The organism is Sandaracinus amylolyticus (assembly GCF_021631985.1).
GTDB lineage: Bacteria > Myxococcota_A > Polyangia > Polyangiales > Sandaracinaceae > Sandaracinus > Sandaracinus amylolyticus_A.
The window spans coordinates 7,100,219-7,117,692 of record NZ_CP070225.1; the positions used below are offsets into that span (position 1 = coordinate 7,100,219).

The 17,474-nt window shown below is 71.4% G+C and carries 18 protein-coding genes; 7 read left to right on the forward strand and 11 right to left on the reverse strand.

Going from position 1 to position 17,474, the window contains the following annotated elements; all coding sequences use genetic code 11:
* Positions 1–45 precede the first annotated feature (45 nt).
* The 8 genes from I5071_RS30085 to I5071_RS30120 form a co-directional block, all read right to left on the reverse strand.
* On the reverse strand, positions 46–585 hold the full coding sequence (locus I5071_RS30085; RefSeq protein WP_236516701.1) for a hemerythrin domain-containing protein: 540 nt from the start codon (positions 583–585) through the stop codon (positions 46–48).
* Between the two features lie 77 nt (positions 586–662).
* Positions 663–2,033, reverse strand: coding sequence for an alginate export family protein (locus I5071_RS30090; protein WP_236516702.1), 1,371 nt, complete (start codon positions 2,031–2,033; stop codon positions 663–665).
* A gap of 31 nt (positions 2,034–2,064) precedes the next feature.
* Positions 2,065–2,697, reverse strand: a complete 633-nt coding sequence (locus I5071_RS30095) for an SCO family protein (RefSeq protein ID WP_236516703.1) — start codon at positions 2,695–2,697, stop codon at positions 2,065–2,067.
* The gene (locus I5071_RS30100; protein ID WP_236516704.1) at positions 2,694–3,500 is read right to left on the reverse strand and encodes a formylglycine-generating enzyme family protein; all 807 of its coding nucleotides are present in this window, start codon (positions 3,498–3,500) and stop codon (positions 2,694–2,696) included. Before I5071_RS30100 ends, I5071_RS30095 begins: the two co-directional genes overlap by 4 nt.
* Before the next feature lie 64 nt (positions 3,501–3,564).
* Positions 3,565–5,082 (reverse strand): copper-containing nitrite reductase, encoded by a 1,518-nt coding sequence (nirK, locus tag I5071_RS30105; protein WP_236516705.1) that lies wholly within the window; start codon positions 5,080–5,082, stop codon positions 3,565–3,567.
* A 58-nt stretch (positions 5,083–5,140) separates the two neighbouring features.
* Positions 5,141–6,379: a sulfate reduction electron transfer complex DsrMKJOP subunit DsrP gene (dsrP, locus tag I5071_RS30110; RefSeq protein WP_236516706.1), complete on the reverse strand. Its 1,239-nt coding sequence runs from the start codon at positions 6,377–6,379 to the stop codon at positions 5,141–5,143.
* Between the two features lie 7 nt (positions 6,380–6,386).
* The gene (locus I5071_RS30115) at positions 6,387–7,301 is read right to left on the reverse strand and encodes a 4Fe-4S dicluster domain-containing protein (RefSeq protein ID WP_236516707.1); all 915 of its coding nucleotides are present in this window, start codon (positions 7,299–7,301) and stop codon (positions 6,387–6,389) included.
* A complete protein-coding gene (locus tag I5071_RS30120; RefSeq protein WP_236516708.1) occupies positions 7,294–7,914 on the reverse strand; it encodes a hypothetical protein in 621 nt (206 codons plus the stop codon). Before I5071_RS30120 ends, I5071_RS30115 begins: the two co-directional genes overlap by 8 nt.
* A 128-nt stretch (positions 7,915–8,042) precedes the next feature.
* On the opposite strand from I5071_RS30120, the gene I5071_RS30125 reads away from it, so the two are divergent.
* The 7 genes from I5071_RS30125 to I5071_RS30155 are packed head-to-tail and all read left to right on the forward strand — an operon-like array spanning position 8,043 to position 13,066.
* Complete coding sequence (locus I5071_RS30125) at positions 8,043–8,288, forward strand: hypothetical protein (RefSeq protein WP_236516709.1); 246 nt, start codon at positions 8,043–8,045, stop codon at positions 8,286–8,288.
* Between the two features lie 20 nt (positions 8,289–8,308).
* Positions 8,309–10,723, forward strand: coding sequence for a molybdopterin-dependent oxidoreductase (locus I5071_RS30130; protein ID WP_236516710.1), 2,415 nt, complete (start codon positions 8,309–8,311; stop codon positions 10,721–10,723).
* Entirely contained in the window at positions 10,720–11,484 is a 765-nt protein-coding gene (locus I5071_RS30135; protein ID WP_236516711.1) for a hypothetical protein, read from the forward strand. Before I5071_RS30130 ends, I5071_RS30135 begins: the two co-directional genes overlap by 4 nt.
* The gene (locus I5071_RS30140; protein WP_236516712.1) at positions 11,484–11,879 is read left to right on the forward strand and encodes a 4Fe-4S binding protein; all 396 of its coding nucleotides are present in this window, start codon (positions 11,484–11,486) and stop codon (positions 11,877–11,879) included. Before I5071_RS30135 ends, I5071_RS30140 begins: the two co-directional genes overlap by 1 nt.
* Positions 11,876–12,211 carry a hypothetical protein gene (locus tag I5071_RS30145; RefSeq protein ID WP_236516713.1) on the forward strand — a complete coding sequence of 112 codons (336 nt, stop codon included), beginning with the start codon at positions 11,876–11,878 and terminating at the stop codon, positions 12,209–12,211. The genes I5071_RS30140 and I5071_RS30145 overlap by 4 nt, the downstream gene beginning before the upstream one ends.
* A gap of 43 nt (positions 12,212–12,254) precedes the next feature.
* The gene (locus tag I5071_RS30150) at positions 12,255–12,854 is read left to right on the forward strand and encodes a cytochrome c oxidase subunit 3 (RefSeq protein WP_236516714.1); all 600 of its coding nucleotides are present in this window, start codon (positions 12,255–12,257) and stop codon (positions 12,852–12,854) included.
* Complete coding sequence (locus I5071_RS30155) at positions 12,854–13,066, forward strand: hypothetical protein (RefSeq protein ID WP_236516715.1); 213 nt, start codon at positions 12,854–12,856, stop codon at positions 13,064–13,066. Before I5071_RS30150 ends, I5071_RS30155 begins: the two co-directional genes overlap by 1 nt.
* Here the strand turns inward: I5071_RS30155 and hemG are convergent.
* Genes hemG through I5071_RS30170 form a run of 3 tightly spaced genes read right to left on the reverse strand, consistent with a single transcriptional unit; the run spans position 13,056 to position 17,474 of the window.
* Positions 13,056–14,402, reverse strand: a complete 1,347-nt coding sequence (gene hemG, locus I5071_RS30160; protein WP_236516716.1) for a protoporphyrinogen oxidase — start codon at positions 14,400–14,402, stop codon at positions 13,056–13,058. The two genes, I5071_RS30155 and hemG, sit on opposite strands and share 11 nt — an antisense overlap.
* Positions 14,399–15,508, reverse strand: a complete 1,110-nt coding sequence (locus tag I5071_RS30165) for a TIGR04053 family radical SAM/SPASM domain-containing protein (protein ID WP_236516717.1) — start codon at positions 15,506–15,508, stop codon at positions 14,399–14,401. Before I5071_RS30165 ends, hemG begins: the two co-directional genes overlap by 4 nt.
* Position 15,509: 1 nt before the next feature.
* Positions 15,510–17,474, reverse strand: coding sequence for a nitric oxide reductase activation protein NorD (locus I5071_RS30170; protein WP_236516718.1), 1,965 nt, complete (start codon positions 17,472–17,474; stop codon positions 15,510–15,512).

Genomic DNA, 17,474 nt, shown 5'->3' on the forward strand with positions numbered 1-17,474 from the left:
GTGATCGAGAGCTGCGCACGCGTCACCCGAGATCCATGACCTCCGTCATGCTCGCGAGAGCACGTGACCTTCGTCACGCCGGGCGCGCATCTCGGCGATCACCGCGCGCCGCTCGTCGACCGAGAGCAGCCGCGGGAGCGCGGGCACGATCACGCGCTCCTCGGACTCGAGGTGCAGGTGCAGCGCGTCGCGGAGCGCGGGCGCGAGCGTGCGCAGGCGCTCGACGTGCTCGGGGTACACCTGGGGATCGATCGCGATCGCGAGGGTGCGCTCGACCAGCTCGGCGCGCATCGCATCGTGCTCCTCGTGCTCGTCGTGCATGCGCGTGAGGGCCGCGTCGACGTCGGGCGCGCGTCCGCGGAGGCGCGGCAGGATGCTCTCGTCCTCGTCGCGGATGTGGAGCGGGAGCGCCTTCTCGAAGTAGCGCGCCACCGACGCCGCGACCCCGGCGCGCTCTTCCGCGCTCGCGTCGAGCGTCGCGAGCTTCACCGCGAGCGCGGTGAAGTGCCGGATGCGCTCGTGACAGTCGAGCACGAGATCGTGCAGGTCGGTCGCGCTCCGCTTCTTGCCGATGGACAGCAGCATGCCCTCCAAGTGCGATCGCCCGGCTCGGCGTCCAGTCCTCGCGCCGGGCGAGCTGACCGATGTCATGCGCGAGGTGCTCAGGGCAGCGTCACGCCGAGCATCAGGTACGCCCAGTGCGTCACCTGCTCGCGCCCGAGGCGCGCCGCACCCGCACCCGGCGCGAACAGCGCGTAGCCGCCCCACAGCGCGACGTGCGGATCGGGTCTCCACCGCACCTCCACGTCGAGCTCGGTGCCGAGGAAGCGCTCGTCGTTGCTCGCGTCCTGCGCGATCGTGCGGCCCGTCGCGTCGCTCCATCGCGCGCCCGGCTCCGCGAGCGCGAGCAGGTGCACGTCGGCCCACACCTCGAGGCTCGTCCCTCGCGGCGCGATCCCCGCGCGCACGAACCCGTGCGCCTGGTTGCGCAGCCCGATCAGATCGGCGCTGCCATAGCGCGCGTGGTTGGTCGGATGGAAGTTGTCGAGCTCCGCGAGGTCCGCGCCCGCGCCCGAGCCGTAGCTCGCGCCGCCGCCGATCGACGGTGCGAGCGCGACGTCGTCGAAGCGGTAGTGCACCTCGCCCACCGCCGCGAGCGCGACGTGATCGCGGTCCATCACGCGGCCGACCTGCGCGACGAGCTCGAGCTCGCAACGCAGCGGGCCTCGCCCTTCGCTCTCGAGCCGCACGCCGGGCGAGACGATGTCGCGCTGTCGATCGAGGTACGCGCCCATCTGCATCGGGTCCGTGATCGTGCTCGGCACCTCGGTCGGCCCGTCGTGGCGATAGAGCGCGTACACACCGAGCCGTCCCACCGGCGCGAGCACGAAGCTCGCGCTGGTGCCTGCGAGCCAGTCGCCCTCGCTCTGCGCGCTCTCGCCGGTGCGCGCGTCGAAGATCGCGCGCACCGTGCGCACCCACGCGCCGAACGCGTCGAGCGTCACGATGCCCTCGCTCCATCGGCCGCGCACTGCGTCGAACGAGCGCGCCGCGCTGGTCCAGTTGAGCGAGCCGACGAAGCGCTGACTGCCCCAGTCGATCTCCTGACGACCGACGCGCACGAAGGTCTGCTCGCCGCCGATCTGCAGGAAGCCCTGGTGCACTTCGGTCGTCGCGCCGGTGCTCGCGGTGGGCTCGACCACACCGAAGTCGCGCGCGTCCTGGAATTGCAGGAGCACGCGCACGTCCCGGAACCGCGCATCCATGCCGAGCCGGTTGCGCATCGTGACGAAGTAGAGATCGTCGCGACCGATCAGCGGATCGATGCGCAGCTCGGCGCGCGCGCGCGACTCGAGCTGCGGCCGGAGCTCGAGCTCGCCGACCTGGATCACGCCGGGCGGCGGCGCGGCGATCACCGGAGCGGGCGGCTCGGTCTCGGTCGTGGTGTCTTGGTCCTGGGCGCGCGCGGACGGTGGCAGGCTCGCGAGCGCGAGCGCCATCGCCGCGAGCGCTGCATGGCGCAGCGTCGTCACGGTCGTCTCTCCTGTGCGTGGGGCGCGTGGCTCAGGAAGGACCGGGCTCGGCCGCGCGCGTGAGCGCCGCCGTGGTCTCTCCGATGTCGCGGCCCGTTCCTTCGAGCTGGTGCACGACGCGTCCCTCGCGATCGAGCACCGTGTAGAGCGCGGCGTGCGCGAAGCTCCCGTCGGGCAGCCGCCGGTACGTCATGCCGAGCGTCGACGCGAGCGCGCGGATCGAGCCCTCGTCACCGCCGATCAGCTGCCACGTGTCGGGCATGCCGCGCTGGATCGCGAGGCCGCGCAGCCGCTCCGGTGTGTCGCGCGCCGGGTCGATCGTCACCAGCACCACGTTCGTCTCGGCGCGCGCCGGCTCGGGCAGCGCAGCGACGATGCGATGCACGTCGGCGACGATCAGCGGGCACATCGTCGTGCATCCGCCATAGAAGAACGTGACGAGCGCCGGTCGTCCGCGCAGCGACGCGAGCGCGAACGGCGCGTCCTGCGCATCACGCAACGTCAGATCGGGGTCGAGCTGGTAGAGCGACGCGCCGTCGAGCGTCGGCCGCTCCGCCGCCATCGGTGCGCCCTGGTGCGCAGCGTGATCGTGCGCGTGTTCGTCGTGGGACTGCCCGCACGCACCGAGCGCGAGCGCCAGGACGATCGTCGTCGCTCTCCTCATTGTCCGTCTCCTCGCAGGTCCGCTGCGCATCGCAGCCCGAGGTGCGGCAGCGCGAAGTCCGCGCGCAGGCTCGAGCGGAACGCGAACCGCATGAACGTCGCGTACTCGGTCGGATCGCCGCCGCCGAGCGCGCCCGCACCGCACACGCGCTGCGCGTCTCGCCCGCCTCGCTCGCGATCGTCGGACGCCACCATCGACGCCCCGAAGTCATCCACCCACTCCCACACGAGCCCGTGCAGATGGCGCACGCCCCACACGTTCGGCGCGCCCGATCCCGCCGCGCGATCGGGCGCGCGCCGCGGTCGCGCGTACCACTCGAGCACACGACGCGCGTGCTCGGTGTCGTCGCTCGCATCGGCACGCGTCGCATCGGCACACGCCGCCCACTCCCACTCCGCCTCGGTCGGCAAGCGCCGCCCGCGCCACCGGCAGTACGCGCGCGCGGCGTGCCACGACACCTCGGTTACCGGCCGCGCGAGCGAGCTCTCTCCCGGTTCTTCCGCGCTCTGCCAGCTCGCGAGATATCGCTCCTCCGCGAGCACGCGCGGCACGGCGTCTCGACGCCACCGCGGGCTCTCCCTCACGAACGCGCGCATCTGCGCGCGCGTGACCGGGTGCTCCTCGAGCGCGAACGACACGACGTCGATCGCAGGCTCGCCATCCCGTGCGAGGAGCCCGCGGTACGAGCCCGCGCCGACGACGCGCAATGGCGTGGCCGCGTCACCGACCTCCGCGCTCGCGCCGCACACGACGCCGAGCACGATCGCGGTGATCGCCATCATCTCCCCGACGCCGCGGTCCACCGCCCGCTCCTCCCTGCCCATCGAAGTGCTCGCGATCGCAGTCCGCGCGGTGATGCCGATCACATCAGGGATGCACCGAGGGATCACGACGCGGCAGCGACGCGCGCACCGCAGCGACTTCGTCGTCGCGGATCGCCTCGCCTCCGTCGTTCCCGAAGCTCGATCGCACGTACGTCAGCACGTTCGCGATCTCGTGATCCGTGAGGTTCGAGAAGGGCGGCATCACACCGTCGAAGCGACGGCCATTGACGTCGATCGGCCCCGACAAGCCGGCGAGCACGATGCGGATCGAGCGCTCGCGATCGCTCATCAGGTAGTCCGATCCCGCGAGCGGCGGGAACACGTTGCCGAGGCCCGTCGCGTCGCGCTGGTGGCACGCCGCGCAGGTCCCGAGGAACGTCGCTTGTCCTTGCGCAATCCGATCACTGCCGCCGTCACCCGGAGGCTGCGCCGCCGCGGCGAGCGCAGCGGGACCGAGATCGCCGAGATAGACCTCGTCGACCTCCTGGCCCGAGTAGATCGCACGCTGCTCCTCGCCCTCGACGCGCAACATGCCGACCGCGCCCTTGTTGAACGCGCGCAGCAGCGCGTGATCGACGAGGATGTACGTGCCCGGCACCTCGAGCCCGAAGTCCACGATCGCCGCGCCGCCCGCGGGCACCGTGGTCGTCTGCACGTCGCTGGTCACGGTGCTGCCGCCCTCGGCCCACACGCGATCGAAGATCTCGCCGATCACGTGGAACGAGCTCGTCAGGTTCGGCCCGCCATTGCCGAAGAAGATGCGCACGTCCTCACCGGTGCGCGCGGTGATCGCGCGGTCGCCCGCGAGCGCACCGTCGCGCCCGTTGAACAGCACGTACGACGCGTCCTCGTCGATCGCGCGCTCGAGATCGAAGGGCTGCAGTCCGGGCTCGCGATAATCACCCGTCGTGTAGAAATCACCCTGGACGACGTAGTACTCGCGATCGACCGGCGGGTATCCACCCTCCGGCTCGACCACGATCAATCCGTACATGCCATTCGCGACGTGCATGCCGACCGGCGCGGTCGCGCAGTGATAGACGTACACGCCCGCGTTGAGCGCGCGGAACGAGAAGCGCGTCTGGTGCCCGGGCGCCGTGAACGTGCTCGTCGCGCCACCACCGGGCCCCGTGACCGCGTGGAGATCGATGTTGTGCGGCATCGTGTTGTCGGGGTGGTTCATCAGGTGGAGCTCCACGTGATCTCCGCGCCGCACTCGGATCATCGGGCCGGGCACGGTCCCACCGAACGTCCAGAACGTGTATTGCGCGCCGTCGGCGATCTCTCGCACTTCTTCGCGCACCTCGAGCCGCACGGTCACGTGCGCCGGCGCGTCGCGATTCGTCGGCGGAGCGGCCATCGGCGGCACGCCGAGCTCGGCGTCGACGCGCGGCAGCGCCGCGGGATCGATCGGCGCGAGCGGCTCGCGCGCGCTCGTCGCGGGCGCGCTCGCGACGTGTGGCGGCTCGGCCGCCGTCGACTCTCGATCACAGGCACCGCCGAAGAGCGCCGGGACGAGCGCGAGCGCGCTCGCCGACGCGAAGAGACGTTCTCGTCGCATTGGGCACCTCTGCTGCGAATGGAGGTACCCGCTCTCGGAGCGAGCCGAGTGATCCAGATCATCCGTCGTGCGAATGCGCGGGCGCGGTCTGCATCCACGGCAGCGCGACCTTGAGCGCGATCGTCAGCACCATCAGCCCGAGGGCCCAGATGCCCGCGGTCACGCGCCACTCGATCAGGCTCGGCACGTACTCGACGATCTCGTGCAGCGTGCTCGGGATGAAGCCGGGGATGATCAGACCCATCCCCTTCTCGATCCACACACCGACGAAGATCCCGACCAGCGCCACGTCGAGCAGCGCGGTCCGTCGCGTGAGCGCCGGCACGAGCAGCACCACCGCGCCGAAGAGGTTCAGCGCGACCGCGCTCCAGATCCACGGCACGAGCCCGGTCGCGCCGTGCATGCCGAAGTACAGATATCGCGCCGCCGTCGCGTGCGCGCCGCCGGTGTAGAACGCGGTGAACACCTCCGCGAACACCATGAACAGATTGACCAGCACCGTGACCCGCATGACCGCGATCAACGTGCGAATCGGGCTCTCGGGGACGCGGAACGTCGTCACGCGCCGCACGATCTGGAGCAGCAGCACGAGGAACGCGGGACCCGTCACGAACGCCGACGCGAGGAAGCGCGGCGCGAGCAGCGCGGTGTTCCAGAACGGCCGGCCGCCGAGCCCGCCGTAGAGGAACGCGGTCACCGTGTGCACCGAGATCGCCCACGCGATGGAGATCATCACGAAGGGCACGTACCAGCGCGGATCGGGCGTGCGCCCGAGATAGCGCATGTACACGAGATATCCGCAGATGTGCAGGTTGATCAGCAGATATCCATTGAGCACCACGACGTCCCACGTGAGCATCGAGATCGGCCAGTGGAAGCGGCCGATCAGCGGGATCAGGTGCCAGAACCGATCGGGCCTGCCGAGATCCACGACCACGAAGAGCAGCGCCATGATCAGCGCCGCGATCGCGAGGAGCTCGCCGACGATCACCACGTCGTGCATGTCGTGATCGCGATAGAGGTACGCGGGGATCACCATCATCACGCCGCCCGCGGCCAGCCCCACGACGAACGTGAAGTTCGCGATGTAGAGGCCCCACGACACGTGATCGCTCATCCCGGTGAGCGCCATTCCCTGCGCGACCTGGGTCGCCCACGCGTGCGCGCCGACCAGCGCGATCGCGGTGAGGCCGGTCATCCACGCATAGAACGTCACGCCACCGTCGGTCGCGCTCCACAGCGCACGAGCGAGGAAGCGCGGGTAGCTCACCCAGTGCGAATCCGCTTTCGTCTGCACGACTGCCTCACTCGTCGAAGAAATAGAAGAAGCGGGGGCGGGTCCCGAGCTCTTCCTTCAGCACGAACACACGCTTGTTCGCGAGCACCCAGCGGATCTCGGAGCTCGGATCGAGCAGATTGCCGAACACGCGCGCGCCGGTCGGGCACGCCTCGAGGCACGCCGGCAGGCGCCCCTCGCGGGTGCGGTGCAGGCAGAACGTGCACTTCTCCATCACGCCCTGAGGGCGGATGCGGTTCGAGAGGTACGCCTGATCCGGATTGACCTCCTCCGCGGGGATCTCCGGTGCTTCCCAGTTGAACCGGCGCGCGTGGTACGGACAGGCCGCCTCGCAATAACGACAGCCGATGCACCAGTCGTAGTCGACGACGACGATTCCGTCGCGCTCCTTCCACGTCGCCTCGACCGGACAGACGTCGACACAAGGAGGGTTGTCGCACTGCTGGCACTGCACCGGCATGTAGTACTTGCCCGGCTGCGGCACCGCGTGGTCGTAGGTCGCGTCGCCGTGCTCCATGTCGAAGGAGCCCTGCTGCATCTCGAGCACGCGGATGTAGCTCTGGTTCGTGCGGCGATCGTGGTTGTTCTCGCGGTGACACGCGTCCGCGCAGCGCCGGCATCCGATGCACACGCTGAGGTTGAGCGCATATCCGAACTGCACGCCTTCGCGCGGCCGCACGTCGCGCACGTGCACCTCGGCGCCGTAATTCTCGAGGGCGTCGGCCTCGATGCGGCGGAGGACGACCTCGAGCTCCGCGGGCGTCATCTCGCGATAGTGCTTCTGCAGGAACTCCTCGGCGCCGAGCTCTTCGACGACCTCGGCCACCGGCGCGAGCGCGCGCGCGAACGCCGCGGCGCCCAGGGTCGCGCCCGCCGTCTTCAGCATCGTGCGACGGGACACGAAGTCCTGACTCTCACTCATGGCGCGGCGCTCCTTCGTGGCGCGGCACCACCGGCGCGACGCGATCGCGCGGCGGCGGCATCGGGCGAAAGCTCGGATATCGCGGCGCGTGGGGATCGTGGCAGTCGACGCAGTGATTGCGCTCGCGCGGACCGACGCTGCGATCCCAGTGACCGCGCATCCCGCCGTGCGATCCGTGCTGGTAGTCGCGGTACTGCGGCCCGTGGCACTGCGCGCAGAGCGTCATCGCCTCGCGCATCGGCAGCGCGCGTCCGTCGGCGAGGCGGAGCGAGGTCGGATCGTCGCTCGCGTGGCAGGCGCCGCAGGTGTTGCTCCCGTGCGCGAAGCGCAGCCCGGCGTGTGGCCCGCCCACCTCGTCCGCGCTCGTCGCGCGTGACTCCGGGGTCACCCCGGCGATCGAATGGCACGTCGCGCATGCGGTGCCGGGCACGCCGTCGCTCGTCGTGATCGACGTCAGCTCCGGTGGCTCGTGGATCGTGGTTGGGAACAGCGCCGCTTCGGCCTCGGGCGAGCGCTCGGTGCTCGCGCCGAGGCCCGCGCGCCAAGCGATGATGTCGGGGTCGGGCCCACAAGCGGCCAACACCACCGCACCGATCGAGATCGCGAGCTCCATTCGCACGCAATGGGAGTACGCGCGAGATCGCGGCTGCCTACGGGGCACATGATCTTCGTCATATCGAGTCCGGGGCTCCGTCGACGGGCGTCGCTCGGCGCGTACCTCGCGGCCCGGAGGCTGGAGCGATGGCGATCGTCGGTGTGGTCGCGCGGTGGCGCCGCGAGGAAGGAGCGCAGCGCGAGGTGCGCGCGCGTCTCCTCTCCGATGCGCGCGTCACCTGCGGCCCGAGCACGAGCGAGGGAATCGCGCTGACGATCGAGGCATCGACCGCCGAGGTGAGCACGTGGCTCGTGGAGCTCGGCACGTGGCCGGGCGTCGAGCTCGTCACCCCCGTGTTCCACGAGTTCGAAGACGAGCTGCCCGCGCGCTGAGCGCGGGCGCACGAGGGACCATGGACCGACGAGAGTTCGTGAAGGCCTCCGCGATGGCGGCGGCGACGGCGGCGCTCGCCGAAGGGCCAGCGCTCGCGCAGCTGCGTCGCTCGCGCGACGACGGCGCCGCCGCTCTTCCTCGAGATGGAGTGGCCTGGGACAAGGCGCCTTGTCGCTTCTGCGGCACCGGGTGCCACGTGCAGGTCGGCGTGCGCGATGGGCGCGTCGTGGCGATCCAGGGCGACGCCCAGGCCGCGGTGAATCGCGGGCTGCTCTGCGTGAAGGGCTATCACGTCGGGCTCGCGCTCTACGGGCCCGATCGCCTGACCCGCCCGATGCTGCGCCGCGGCGACGACTTCGTGCCGATCACCTGGGATCAGGCGATCGACGTCATCGCCGAGCGCATCGAGCGCAATCCCCGAGGCTTCGGCTTCTACGGAAGCGGCCAGTGGACGATCCCGGAGGGATATGCCGCGCTGAAGATGGTCAAAGCCGGGCTCGGCACCAACAACATCGATGCCAATGCCCGACTCTGCATGTCGTCGGCGGTGACTGGCTTCCTCTCGGTCTACGGTGTCGACGAGCCCGCGGGCTGCTACGACGATCTCGATCGCGCCGACGTGATCGTGCTGTGGGGCAACAACCCCGCGGAGATGCACCCGGTGCTCTTCTCGCGCATCGTCGATCGGCGCTCGCGCGGAGAGTCGGTGACGATCATCGACATCGGCACGCGGCGCACCCGCACCACCGCCTTCGCCCAGCACCACCTGCAGTTCCGCCCGAACACCGATCTCGCGATCGCCAATGGCGTGATGCACCTCCTCTTGCGCGAGGGCACCTACGATCGCGCGTTCGTCGAGCGACACACCGCGTTCCGCGCGCTCGAGGACGAGAATCCGACGCTCCAGGGCCGCGCCATCGACTTCGAGACGTTCCGTCGCCGGCTCGACGAGTACACGCCGGAGCGCGTGGAGGAGATCAGCGGCGTGCCCGCGGATCAGATCCGCATGCTGGCGCGGCTCTTCGGCGATCGCTCGCTGCGCATCACGAGCCTCTGGTGCATGGGCATGAACCAGCACACGCGCGGGACCGCGATCAACGCGCTCGTGCACTCGCTGCACCTGCTCTCCGGACATTTCGGCCGCGAGGGTGATGCCCCCACGAGCCTCACCGGACAGCCCTCTGCGTGCGGCACCGTGCGCGAGGTCGGCACGCTCGCGCACCTGCTCCCGGGCGGGCGGATGATCGCGAACGAAGCGCAGCGCCACGACGCCGAGGATCTGTGGAACGTGCCGCGCGGCCGCATCTCGCCGCAGATCGGCCCGCACACGCTCGAGATGTGGCGCCGCTTCAACACCGAGACCTCGGAGGGCGGCGACATCGACACGATCTGGGTGCAGGTCACGAACCCCGGTCAGACCCTCCCGAACACCCACGCGCTCTTCGATCGAGCGCGCGGGCTCCGCGACAAGTTCCTGATCGTGTCGGACGTCTATCCGACGCTCACGACGCGCGCCGCCGATCTCGTGCTGCCCTCGGCGATGTGGGTCGAGAAGAACGGGATGTTCGGCAACAGCGAGCGACGCACCCAGCAGTGGTTCAAGCAGGTCGATCCGCCGGGCGAGGCGCGCGACGATGCATGGCAGACGATCGCAGTCGCCCACCGACTGATGGAGCGCGGATTCGCGGGAATGCGCGACGCCGAGGGTCGATTCCTGTTCCACACGACCGACGCACAGGGGCGCGAAGTGCCGATCTGGGATTTCCGCCACTACTACGACGTAAACGTCGACGAGCGCCTGTTCGAGGAATACCGACGCTTCACCCGCGTCAAGCACAAGGATCTCGCGCCCTACCAGGAGTACGTGCGGGCGCGCGGCCTGCGCTGGCCGGTCGTCGAGCGCGATGGCGTCTGGCACGAGACGCGATATCGATTCGTCGAAGGCGAGGACTCGTACGTGCGCGCCGGCGCAGGCGTGCAGTTCTATCACTCGACGACCCACGACGATCGCGCGCAGATCTGGTTCCATCCCTACGAGCCTCCGCCGGAGTCGCCCGACGACGAATATCCGTTCTGGCTCTGCACCGGTCGCGTGCTCGAGCACTGGCACTCGGGGACGATGACGATGCGCATCCCGCCGCTGCGGCGCGCGATGCCGCAGAGCTACCTCGAGATGGGCCGCGCCGACGCGCGGCGGCTCGGAGTGCAGGACGGCGAGGTCGTGCGTGTCGAGTCGCGACGCGGGCACGTCGATCTGCCGGTGTGGATCGAGGGGCGCGGGCGCCCGCCCGAGGGCTCGCTCTTCGTGCCCTTCTTCGACGAGCGACTGCGCATCAACGACGTGACGCTCGACGCGCACGACCCGTTCTCGAAGCAGCCCGACTACAAGAAGTGCGCAGTGCGCGTGCGCCGGCTCGCAGGAGGCGCGCGGTGAACGACGCGCTCACGGCGCGCGCGCTGTACGTGCTCGCGTTCGTCGTCGTGGGCGGCGCGGTCGCCGGCTACGTGGCGGGCACGCGGCCGAGCCCACCCGCGGTGCGCACCGAGCCGAACGCGATCGCGATGCACGACGACGCCCTCGCGCTCGCGCCTTCGTACGCCGATCTCGGCAGCGACGATCCCGGTGCGATCGGCGCACGGCAGCGCGCGGCGTTCGCCGCGATGCTCGCCGATCGTCCGGCGCTCGGTGCGGAGCGGAGCCCGGCGAGCGAGGCCGAGCGCATCGCCGCGCTCGAGGGGCGCGCGGCGATGCGCGCGTGCGACGGAGCGCCGCCTCGAATCCCTCACGCGATCACGCAGCTGGAGACGCGGAATTGCGTGAGCTGTCATGCCGAAGGCGTGCGCGTCGGACCGCAGGTCGCGCCGGCGATGAGCCACGCGGCCTACACCAGCTGCACGCAGTGCCACGTGGTCGACGAGGCGCCGATGCCCGGCGCGGAGCGCGCGCTCGAGACCGGGCCGCCGATCGCGACGACGTTCGTCGGGCTCGCCTCGGCGGAGCGCGGCGAGCGCGCGTGGGACGGCGCACCGCCGCAGATCCCGCACCCGACGCGCATGCGAGAGCGCTGCGAGAGCTGTCACGGCACGCTCGCGGAAGGACTGCGCACGACGCATCCGTGGCGACAGAGCTGCACGCAGTGCCACGCACCGTCCGCGGCCTTCGATCAGGCACCGACGACGACGGGAGGACGCTGATGGAGCGCACCACGCGACGTGGTCTGTTCTCGATGGCGCGCCGGCTCGCCGGAGGCGCGGAGTCGGACTGCCACGCTGACTCCGATGCTCCGGAATCGACGCCCGTCGACTCCGACGTTCCGCCGTGGGCGCGACGCGCCGCGGCGCGCTCGGCGCCGCATCCCGCGTCGGTCGCGCGGGTCCTGCCGTTCGCGTGCCTCGGCGGCTCTCCTTCGTTCTGCAGCGCGTGCGTCGAGCACTGCCCGATCGAGGGCGCGCTCCAGCTCACCGAGCGCGCGCCGCGCGTCGATCCCGATCGCTGCGACGGATGCGGCGCGTGCGAGCGAGTCTGCCCCGCACCCCAGCGCGCGATCGTCGTCCTTCCCCGACTTCCTGCGAACGGAGCCCGATCATGAGCGCAGCGCCGGCAGAGCTTCCCGACGTGTTCCAGGGCGAGCTCGATGGTGCGCTCTTCGAGGCGCTGTTCGACGACCTCGCGCGCTTCGCGACCATCGAGAGCGTGCACCTCAAGAGCGGCCCCGACGCCCACGCCGACGAGACCCCGATCACCCTCGACAAGGCACGCCTGCTCCTCGTGCTCGGCAGCGTGCACGGCGTGCGCATCCGCTATCAGCACGAGGGCGTCGAGTGGATCGACACCATCCTGCGTGGCCGGCGCGCGCTGCGCCTCGTGCGCCTGCGCGTCCCCGGCGCGCGCCCGAAGCGCCGCCTGCAGGTCGTGCGCTGATCGCGATCAGTGCGCGTCGGACGCACGCGTGCACGTCGCACGCATGACCGATCTGGTGCTCGAACGATCCTCCGCCGCGAGAACGAGAGCGCTCGACGATCCGCCCGGCGGAGTGCTCATGTGGATCGTCGTCGCGGTCGAGCTCGTCGCGTTCGCGATCGTGCTCGTGTTGATCGCGCTCGTGCGGATCCAGCAGCCCGACGTGTTCCGCGCCGGACAGGACGCGCTCTCGCCCGCATCGGGCCTCGCGCTCACGCTCGCGCTGGTCACGAGCGGTTGGCTCACCGCGGAAGCGGTACACGCGCACCGCGAAGGAGCGCTCGGTCGCGCGCGACGCCTCTACGGCGGCGCGGTCGTCACCGGGCTCGTGTTCGTCGCGCTGAAGAGCGCCGACACGATCACGAAGATCGGCGCGGGACACGGGCTCGGCGTCGACGACTTCTGGGACGCGTACCTGCTCGGCACGGGCTTCCACTTCGCGCACGTGATCGTCGGGCTCGGCATGCTCGCGTGGGTCGGCGCGCGCGTCGGTCGCACGCGCTTCGAGGATCCCGAGACCGCCGTCGCGGGCACCGCGCTCTTCTGGCACATGTGCGACGTCGCGTGGTTCTTCCTCTTCCCGCTCTTCTTCGCGAGGTCGTGATGCGCATCGCAGCCTGGGCCCTGCTCGTCGCGCTCGCGGTCTTCGCGGTGCTCTCGGGAGACGTCGTCGTCGGCCTCGCGGTCGGCGCGGTGAAGTGCGCCGTCGTCGGCGCCGAGTACATGGAGCTGCGCCACGCGCATCGACTCCATGCGCTCGCGGCGCTCGGTGCGGTCGTGGTGATGACGGTCGCGCTGGTGGCGATCACGTCGTGAGCGCGCGCGCGGCGGCGAGCCCGGTCGCGAGACAGTCGGGCACGCCGACCCCGCCGCTCGCACCGCCCGCGAGGTGCACGCGCCCGATCTCCCGCGCACGCGCCTCGATGCGCGCGCGACGCGCGGGGTGACCGACCGTCGGCACCGGCAGCGCGCTGCGACGGCGGCGCAGCCGCGTGAGCCGCGGGCGCGCGCGGATGTCGAGCAGCGGCTCGAGCTCGAGCCGTGCGAGCTCGATCACCTCGTCGTCCGTCGCGCCGCTCGCGTCGATCACCGAGCGGAAGAGCACCGCGCCCTCGGGCGCGCGGGCGTGCCACTTCATGCTCGCCCAGGTGCATGCGCGCGTGCGCGCCCCCGGCGTCGCGACGACGTGCCCGGTGCCGTCGAGCGGGTGATCGACGGCGCGCCGATCGTAGGCGAGCGTGACCACGTCGGCGTCGACGAGCTTCACCGCGGACAGCTCGCTCGCGAGATCGCTCGAGAGCCTGCCGAGCATCTGCGCCGCGGTGGGCGCGGGCACCGCGACGACCACCGCGTCGGTGTCGATCGCGCCGCTCGAGGTGCGCACCCGGAATCGACCGCAAGACGCGCGTACCACGTCGAGCACCGTCGTGCGGCGCACGATTCGCTGGGTGCCGATGGCGCCGGCGAGCCTGCCGATCAGCGTGTCCATGCCCCCGCGCAGCGCCGCGAGGCCCGGCGTCGGGGGACGTCGCGACGCGCGGAGCACCGCGAGCCCGAGGCTCCCGTGATCGCGCACCATCGCGCGCAGGTGCGGCATCGTCGCGTCGAGATCGAGCTCGTCGCCGCGCACGCCGTAGATCGCGCGGAGCAGGGGATCGACGAGGCGCGCGCGGGGCTCGTGCCCCATGCGGCGCTCGACGAAACGCGCGACGGACGTGCTCTCCGGCGCGCTGCGCGAGACGAGCGGCTCGAACATCAGGCGCGCCTTGCCCGCCGCGCTCAGGAGCGGCGAGCCGAACAGCGCGAAGGGCGCGCGCGGCACGAGGCCCGCGAGCCCTTCGGGCAGCGGCACCAGGTGCCCCGCCTCGTCCGCGACGTACGCGCGGCGCGGCGCCGGCCCTTCGCGCACCAGCTGATCACTCATCCCGAGCGCGTCGATCACCTCGCGCGCGGCGGGGCGCGCCTCGAGGATCGCGTCGGGCCCGTGCTCGATCACGAAGCCGTCGTCGGTGCGCTCGGTCTCGACGAGACCACCGAGGCGCGCGCTCGCCTCGAGCACCTCGACCGCGATGCCCTTCGACGTCAGCGCCCACGCGGCCGCGAGGCCGGCGACGCCGCCTCCGATCACGACCACGTGCTGCACGCGGGTCACGACGCCCTCACGAGGCGCGCGGGGTCGAGCAGCCGCGGCTGGTACGAGCACGCCGGATCTTCGGCGAGCGCATCGCCGGTGACCGCGTACGCACGCGCACGCGAGCCGCCGCACACCTTGCGGAACTCGCACACGCCGCACTTGCCGCCGAGCCCATCGGGCTCGCGCAGCGCGCGGAAGAGCGGGTGATCGCGATAGATCGCGGCGAGCCCTTCACTGCGCACGTCGCCGCACGCGATCGGGAGGAACCCGCTCGGATAGACCTCGCCGACGTGCGAGACGAAGGCGACGCCCTGCCCGTCGTTCACGCCGCGCACCGCGCGTCCGATTCCGTCGCGCAGCCCCACCACGTCGTCGCGCTTGAACTTGCGCTGCAGGAGCACACGCCGGAAGTGCGGCGCCGCCGTGGTCTTCACGTCGAACACGCGCCGCTGCGCGACCGTCGCGAGCCACTCGAGGAGCAGCTCGACCTCGTCGCGATCGAGGCACGCGAGATCGGAGCCCCGTCCGGTCGGCACCACGAAGAACACGCTCCACAGCTCGATGCCGAGCTCGACGAGGTGCGCGACGATGTGAGGCAGCTCGTGCTTGTTGAAGCGCGTGACCGACGTGTTCACCTGCGTCGTGATGCCGAGCGCGCGCGCGGCGCGCAGGATCTCGAACGTGCGGGCGTGCGATCCGTCCACACCGCGGAAGCCGTCGTGCATCCCACGGCTCGCGGCATCGAGGCTGACCGCGAGCCGCGCGAGCCCGGCGTCGCGCAGCTCGACGAGCAGCTCGCGCGTGATCAACGGCGTCGCGCTCGGCGTCAGTGCCACGCGCAGCCCGATGTCGGTGCCGTAGCGCACGAGCTCGACGAGGTCCTCGCGCTTCGCGGGATCTCCGCCCGTGAGCACGACCAGCGGCGTGCCCATGTCGCGGATCGATCGCAGCAACGCCTTGCCCTCGTCGGTCGAGAGCTCGCGCGGATCGCGATCGGGGATCGCACACGCGCGGCAGTGACGGCACGCGAGATCGCACGCGCGCGTCAGCTCCCAGAACACGAGGAACGGCGCAGTCGCGAAGGGTCCGCTGCGCGACGAGGGCTCGTGTGTGGTCGGTTCCATCTCACCGGGCCATGTCCGCACAGACCCGGCCCAGCGCCACTGCGAGGTGATCGGGATCAGCGACGACGGTGTGCCGTGAGGGACCGAACATGCGCGGGAGGTGGAAGCGCGCCTCGCGATCGAACGCGAGCGCGTGCACGTGGATCCCGTCGCGCTCGGCCTCGCGCACCGCCTGGCGCACGTCGGCGACGCCGTAGCGCCCTTCGTAACGATCGTAGTCGTTGGGCTTGCCGTCGGTGAGCAGGAGCAGGAGCTTGCGGCGCGCGGACGTGCGCGCGAGCAGGTGTGTCGCGTGGCGCAGCGCGGGCCCGATGCGCGTGTATCCGGCGGGCTCGATCGACGCGAGGCGATCACGCGACGCGTCCCAGCGCTCGCGCAGGCCCTTCACGATCGTGAAGCGACAGTCGCGGCGCGTGTGGCTGTGGAAGGTCGCGACGCCGAGCTCCACGTCGGATGCGTCGAGCGCCTCGGCGATCGAGAGCGCGCTCTCGAGCTCGACGTCGAGCACGCGGCGATCGGCGACGTAGCCCTCGGTCGAGAGGCTCGCGTCGAGCAGGAGCAGCACCGCGAGCTCGGGCGCATGACGGCGGCGCGAGCGATAGAGGCGGTCGGGGCCCGAGCTCCCGCTGCGCAGCGACGCGAGGCGATCGACGACCGCGTCGTCGTCGACCTCGGTGCCGTCGAGCTGGCGCGCCCGCCATCGACGCGTGTGCTCGAGCCGCGCGAGCTCGGCGCGAATCGCGTCGACACGACGCGCGCTCCGCGCCCGCAGGGAACCGACGTACGCGCCGGCCTCTTCGGGCGTGACGCGCGCTCGCACGATCGAGGGGCGCACGCGGCACCACCCCGGCCGATAGCTGTGCTCCGCCTCGTGCCACTCGTCGTAGTCGAGGCCGTGCTCGTTCCGCGAGCCCTGGTCGACGAGATCGCCCGCCGTGCCCTCGAGCATCGCGTCGCAACGCAAGAGCGACTCGGTGCGCTCGGCGCCGCGCACCACCTCGCGGAGATCGAGCTCGTCGAGCGCGGCCGCGTGATCGTCGAGCTCGTCGCGACCATCGGTGCTCTTGCTCCCGCCGCGATGCTCCTCGGCGGTGTGGACCTTCTCGAACGAGTGCACGAGCGGGTTGTCCTGCTCCGGATCGTCGGGCAGCTCGACCCGCCGCACCTGCTCGCGTGGTCGCGCCCGCAGCTCCTTGCCCGACGCGAGCGATCCCGCGATCGCACCGGGATCGCGCTCGCTCGCGCGCTCGTCGGCGCCCGGCGCGCCGATCGCGCCCCAGATCACCGGGATGCTCGGAGCACGCGCACCACGATCCCCGAGCGCACGCAGCGCGGGGAGCAGCGCGTCGACGTCGCGCGCGAGCTCGTCCGCATCGCGCGGTGCGCGGGCGATCGCGTGGATCAGCCACGCGCGCTCCGTCTCCGAGGCCCGATCTCGCGCGTCGTGATCGCCGAGCCGCGCGCGCACCAGGAGCTCGAGCGCTCGCTGCGCGGGAGGCACGTCGATCGGCCGGGCACGCGCGTCGAGCGCGCGCTCTTCGAGCAGCACGAAGCGCTCGATCGCGCCGGGGCACAGCGCCAGCAGTCGCTCGCGGGTGGCGCTCGCCGCGAGCGCGGTCGCGAGCACCCGCGCGATCGGATCGATCCCCCCGTGATGGAGCCCGGCGCGCATCGCCGCGACGCTCCACGCCACGCGCATGCGATAGAGGTGCTCGTTGTCGTCACGTGTCGCGGCGAGATCGATCCGCGCCGGCAACAGGATCGCGCGCCCGGCGAAGCCTCCCTCGCGCTCGGCCTCGCGGATCTCGATCGGCACCTCGGCGAGCGCCGAGCCCACCACGCGCAGTCGCTCGCGCATCGCCTCGAGGGTCGCCTCGCGCGCGCGCTCCTCGGCGGTCGGCTCGGTGCGCGCGAGCTTGCGCGCCGCGCTCCACATCCACCCGAAGAGCGCCTCGTCCCAGCCCAT

What these genes read in the sequence shown, in the direction of transcription:
- I5071_RS30085 (WP_236516701.1), bottom strand. Translation starts at nt 585, where the DNA reads ATGCTGCTGTCCATCGGCAAGAAGCGGAGCGCGACCGACCTGCACGAT.
- I5071_RS30095 (WP_236516703.1), bottom strand. Translation starts at nt 2,697, where the DNA reads ATGAGGAGAGCGACGACGATCGTCCTGGCGCTCGCGCTCGGTGCGTGC.
- nirK (WP_236516705.1), bottom strand. Translation starts at nt 5,082, where the DNA reads ATGCGACGAGAACGTCTCTTCGCGTCGGCGAGCGCGCTCGCGCTCGTC.
- I5071_RS30115 (WP_236516707.1), bottom strand. Translation starts at nt 7,301, where the DNA reads ATGAGTGAGAGTCAGGACTTCGTGTCCCGTCGCACGATGCTGAAGACG.
- I5071_RS30120 (WP_236516708.1), bottom strand. Translation starts at nt 7,914, where the DNA reads ATGGAGCTCGCGATCTCGATCGGTGCGGTGGTGTTGGCCGCTTGTGGG.
- I5071_RS30125 (WP_236516709.1), top strand. Translation starts at nt 8,043, where the DNA reads ATGGCGATCGTCGGTGTGGTCGCGCGGTGGCGCCGCGAGGAAGGAGCG.
- I5071_RS30130 (WP_236516710.1), top strand. Translation starts at nt 8,309, where the DNA reads ATGGACCGACGAGAGTTCGTGAAGGCCTCCGCGATGGCGGCGGCGACG.
- I5071_RS30140 (WP_236516712.1), top strand. Translation starts at nt 11,484, where the DNA reads ATGGAGCGCACCACGCGACGTGGTCTGTTCTCGATGGCGCGCCGGCTC.
- I5071_RS30145 (WP_236516713.1), top strand. Translation starts at nt 11,876, where the DNA reads ATGAGCGCAGCGCCGGCAGAGCTTCCCGACGTGTTCCAGGGCGAGCTC.
- I5071_RS30150 (WP_236516714.1), top strand. Translation starts at nt 12,255, where the DNA reads ATGACCGATCTGGTGCTCGAACGATCCTCCGCCGCGAGAACGAGAGCG.
- I5071_RS30155 (WP_236516715.1), top strand. Translation starts at nt 12,854, where the DNA reads ATGCGCATCGCAGCCTGGGCCCTGCTCGTCGCGCTCGCGGTCTTCGCG.
- I5071_RS30165 (WP_236516717.1), bottom strand. Translation starts at nt 15,508, where the DNA reads ATGGAACCGACCACACACGAGCCCTCGTCGCGCAGCGGACCCTTCGCG.
- I5071_RS30170 (WP_236516718.1), bottom strand. Translation starts at nt 17,474, where the DNA reads ATGGGCTGGGACGAGGCGCTCTTCGGGTGGATGTGGAGCGCGGCGCGC.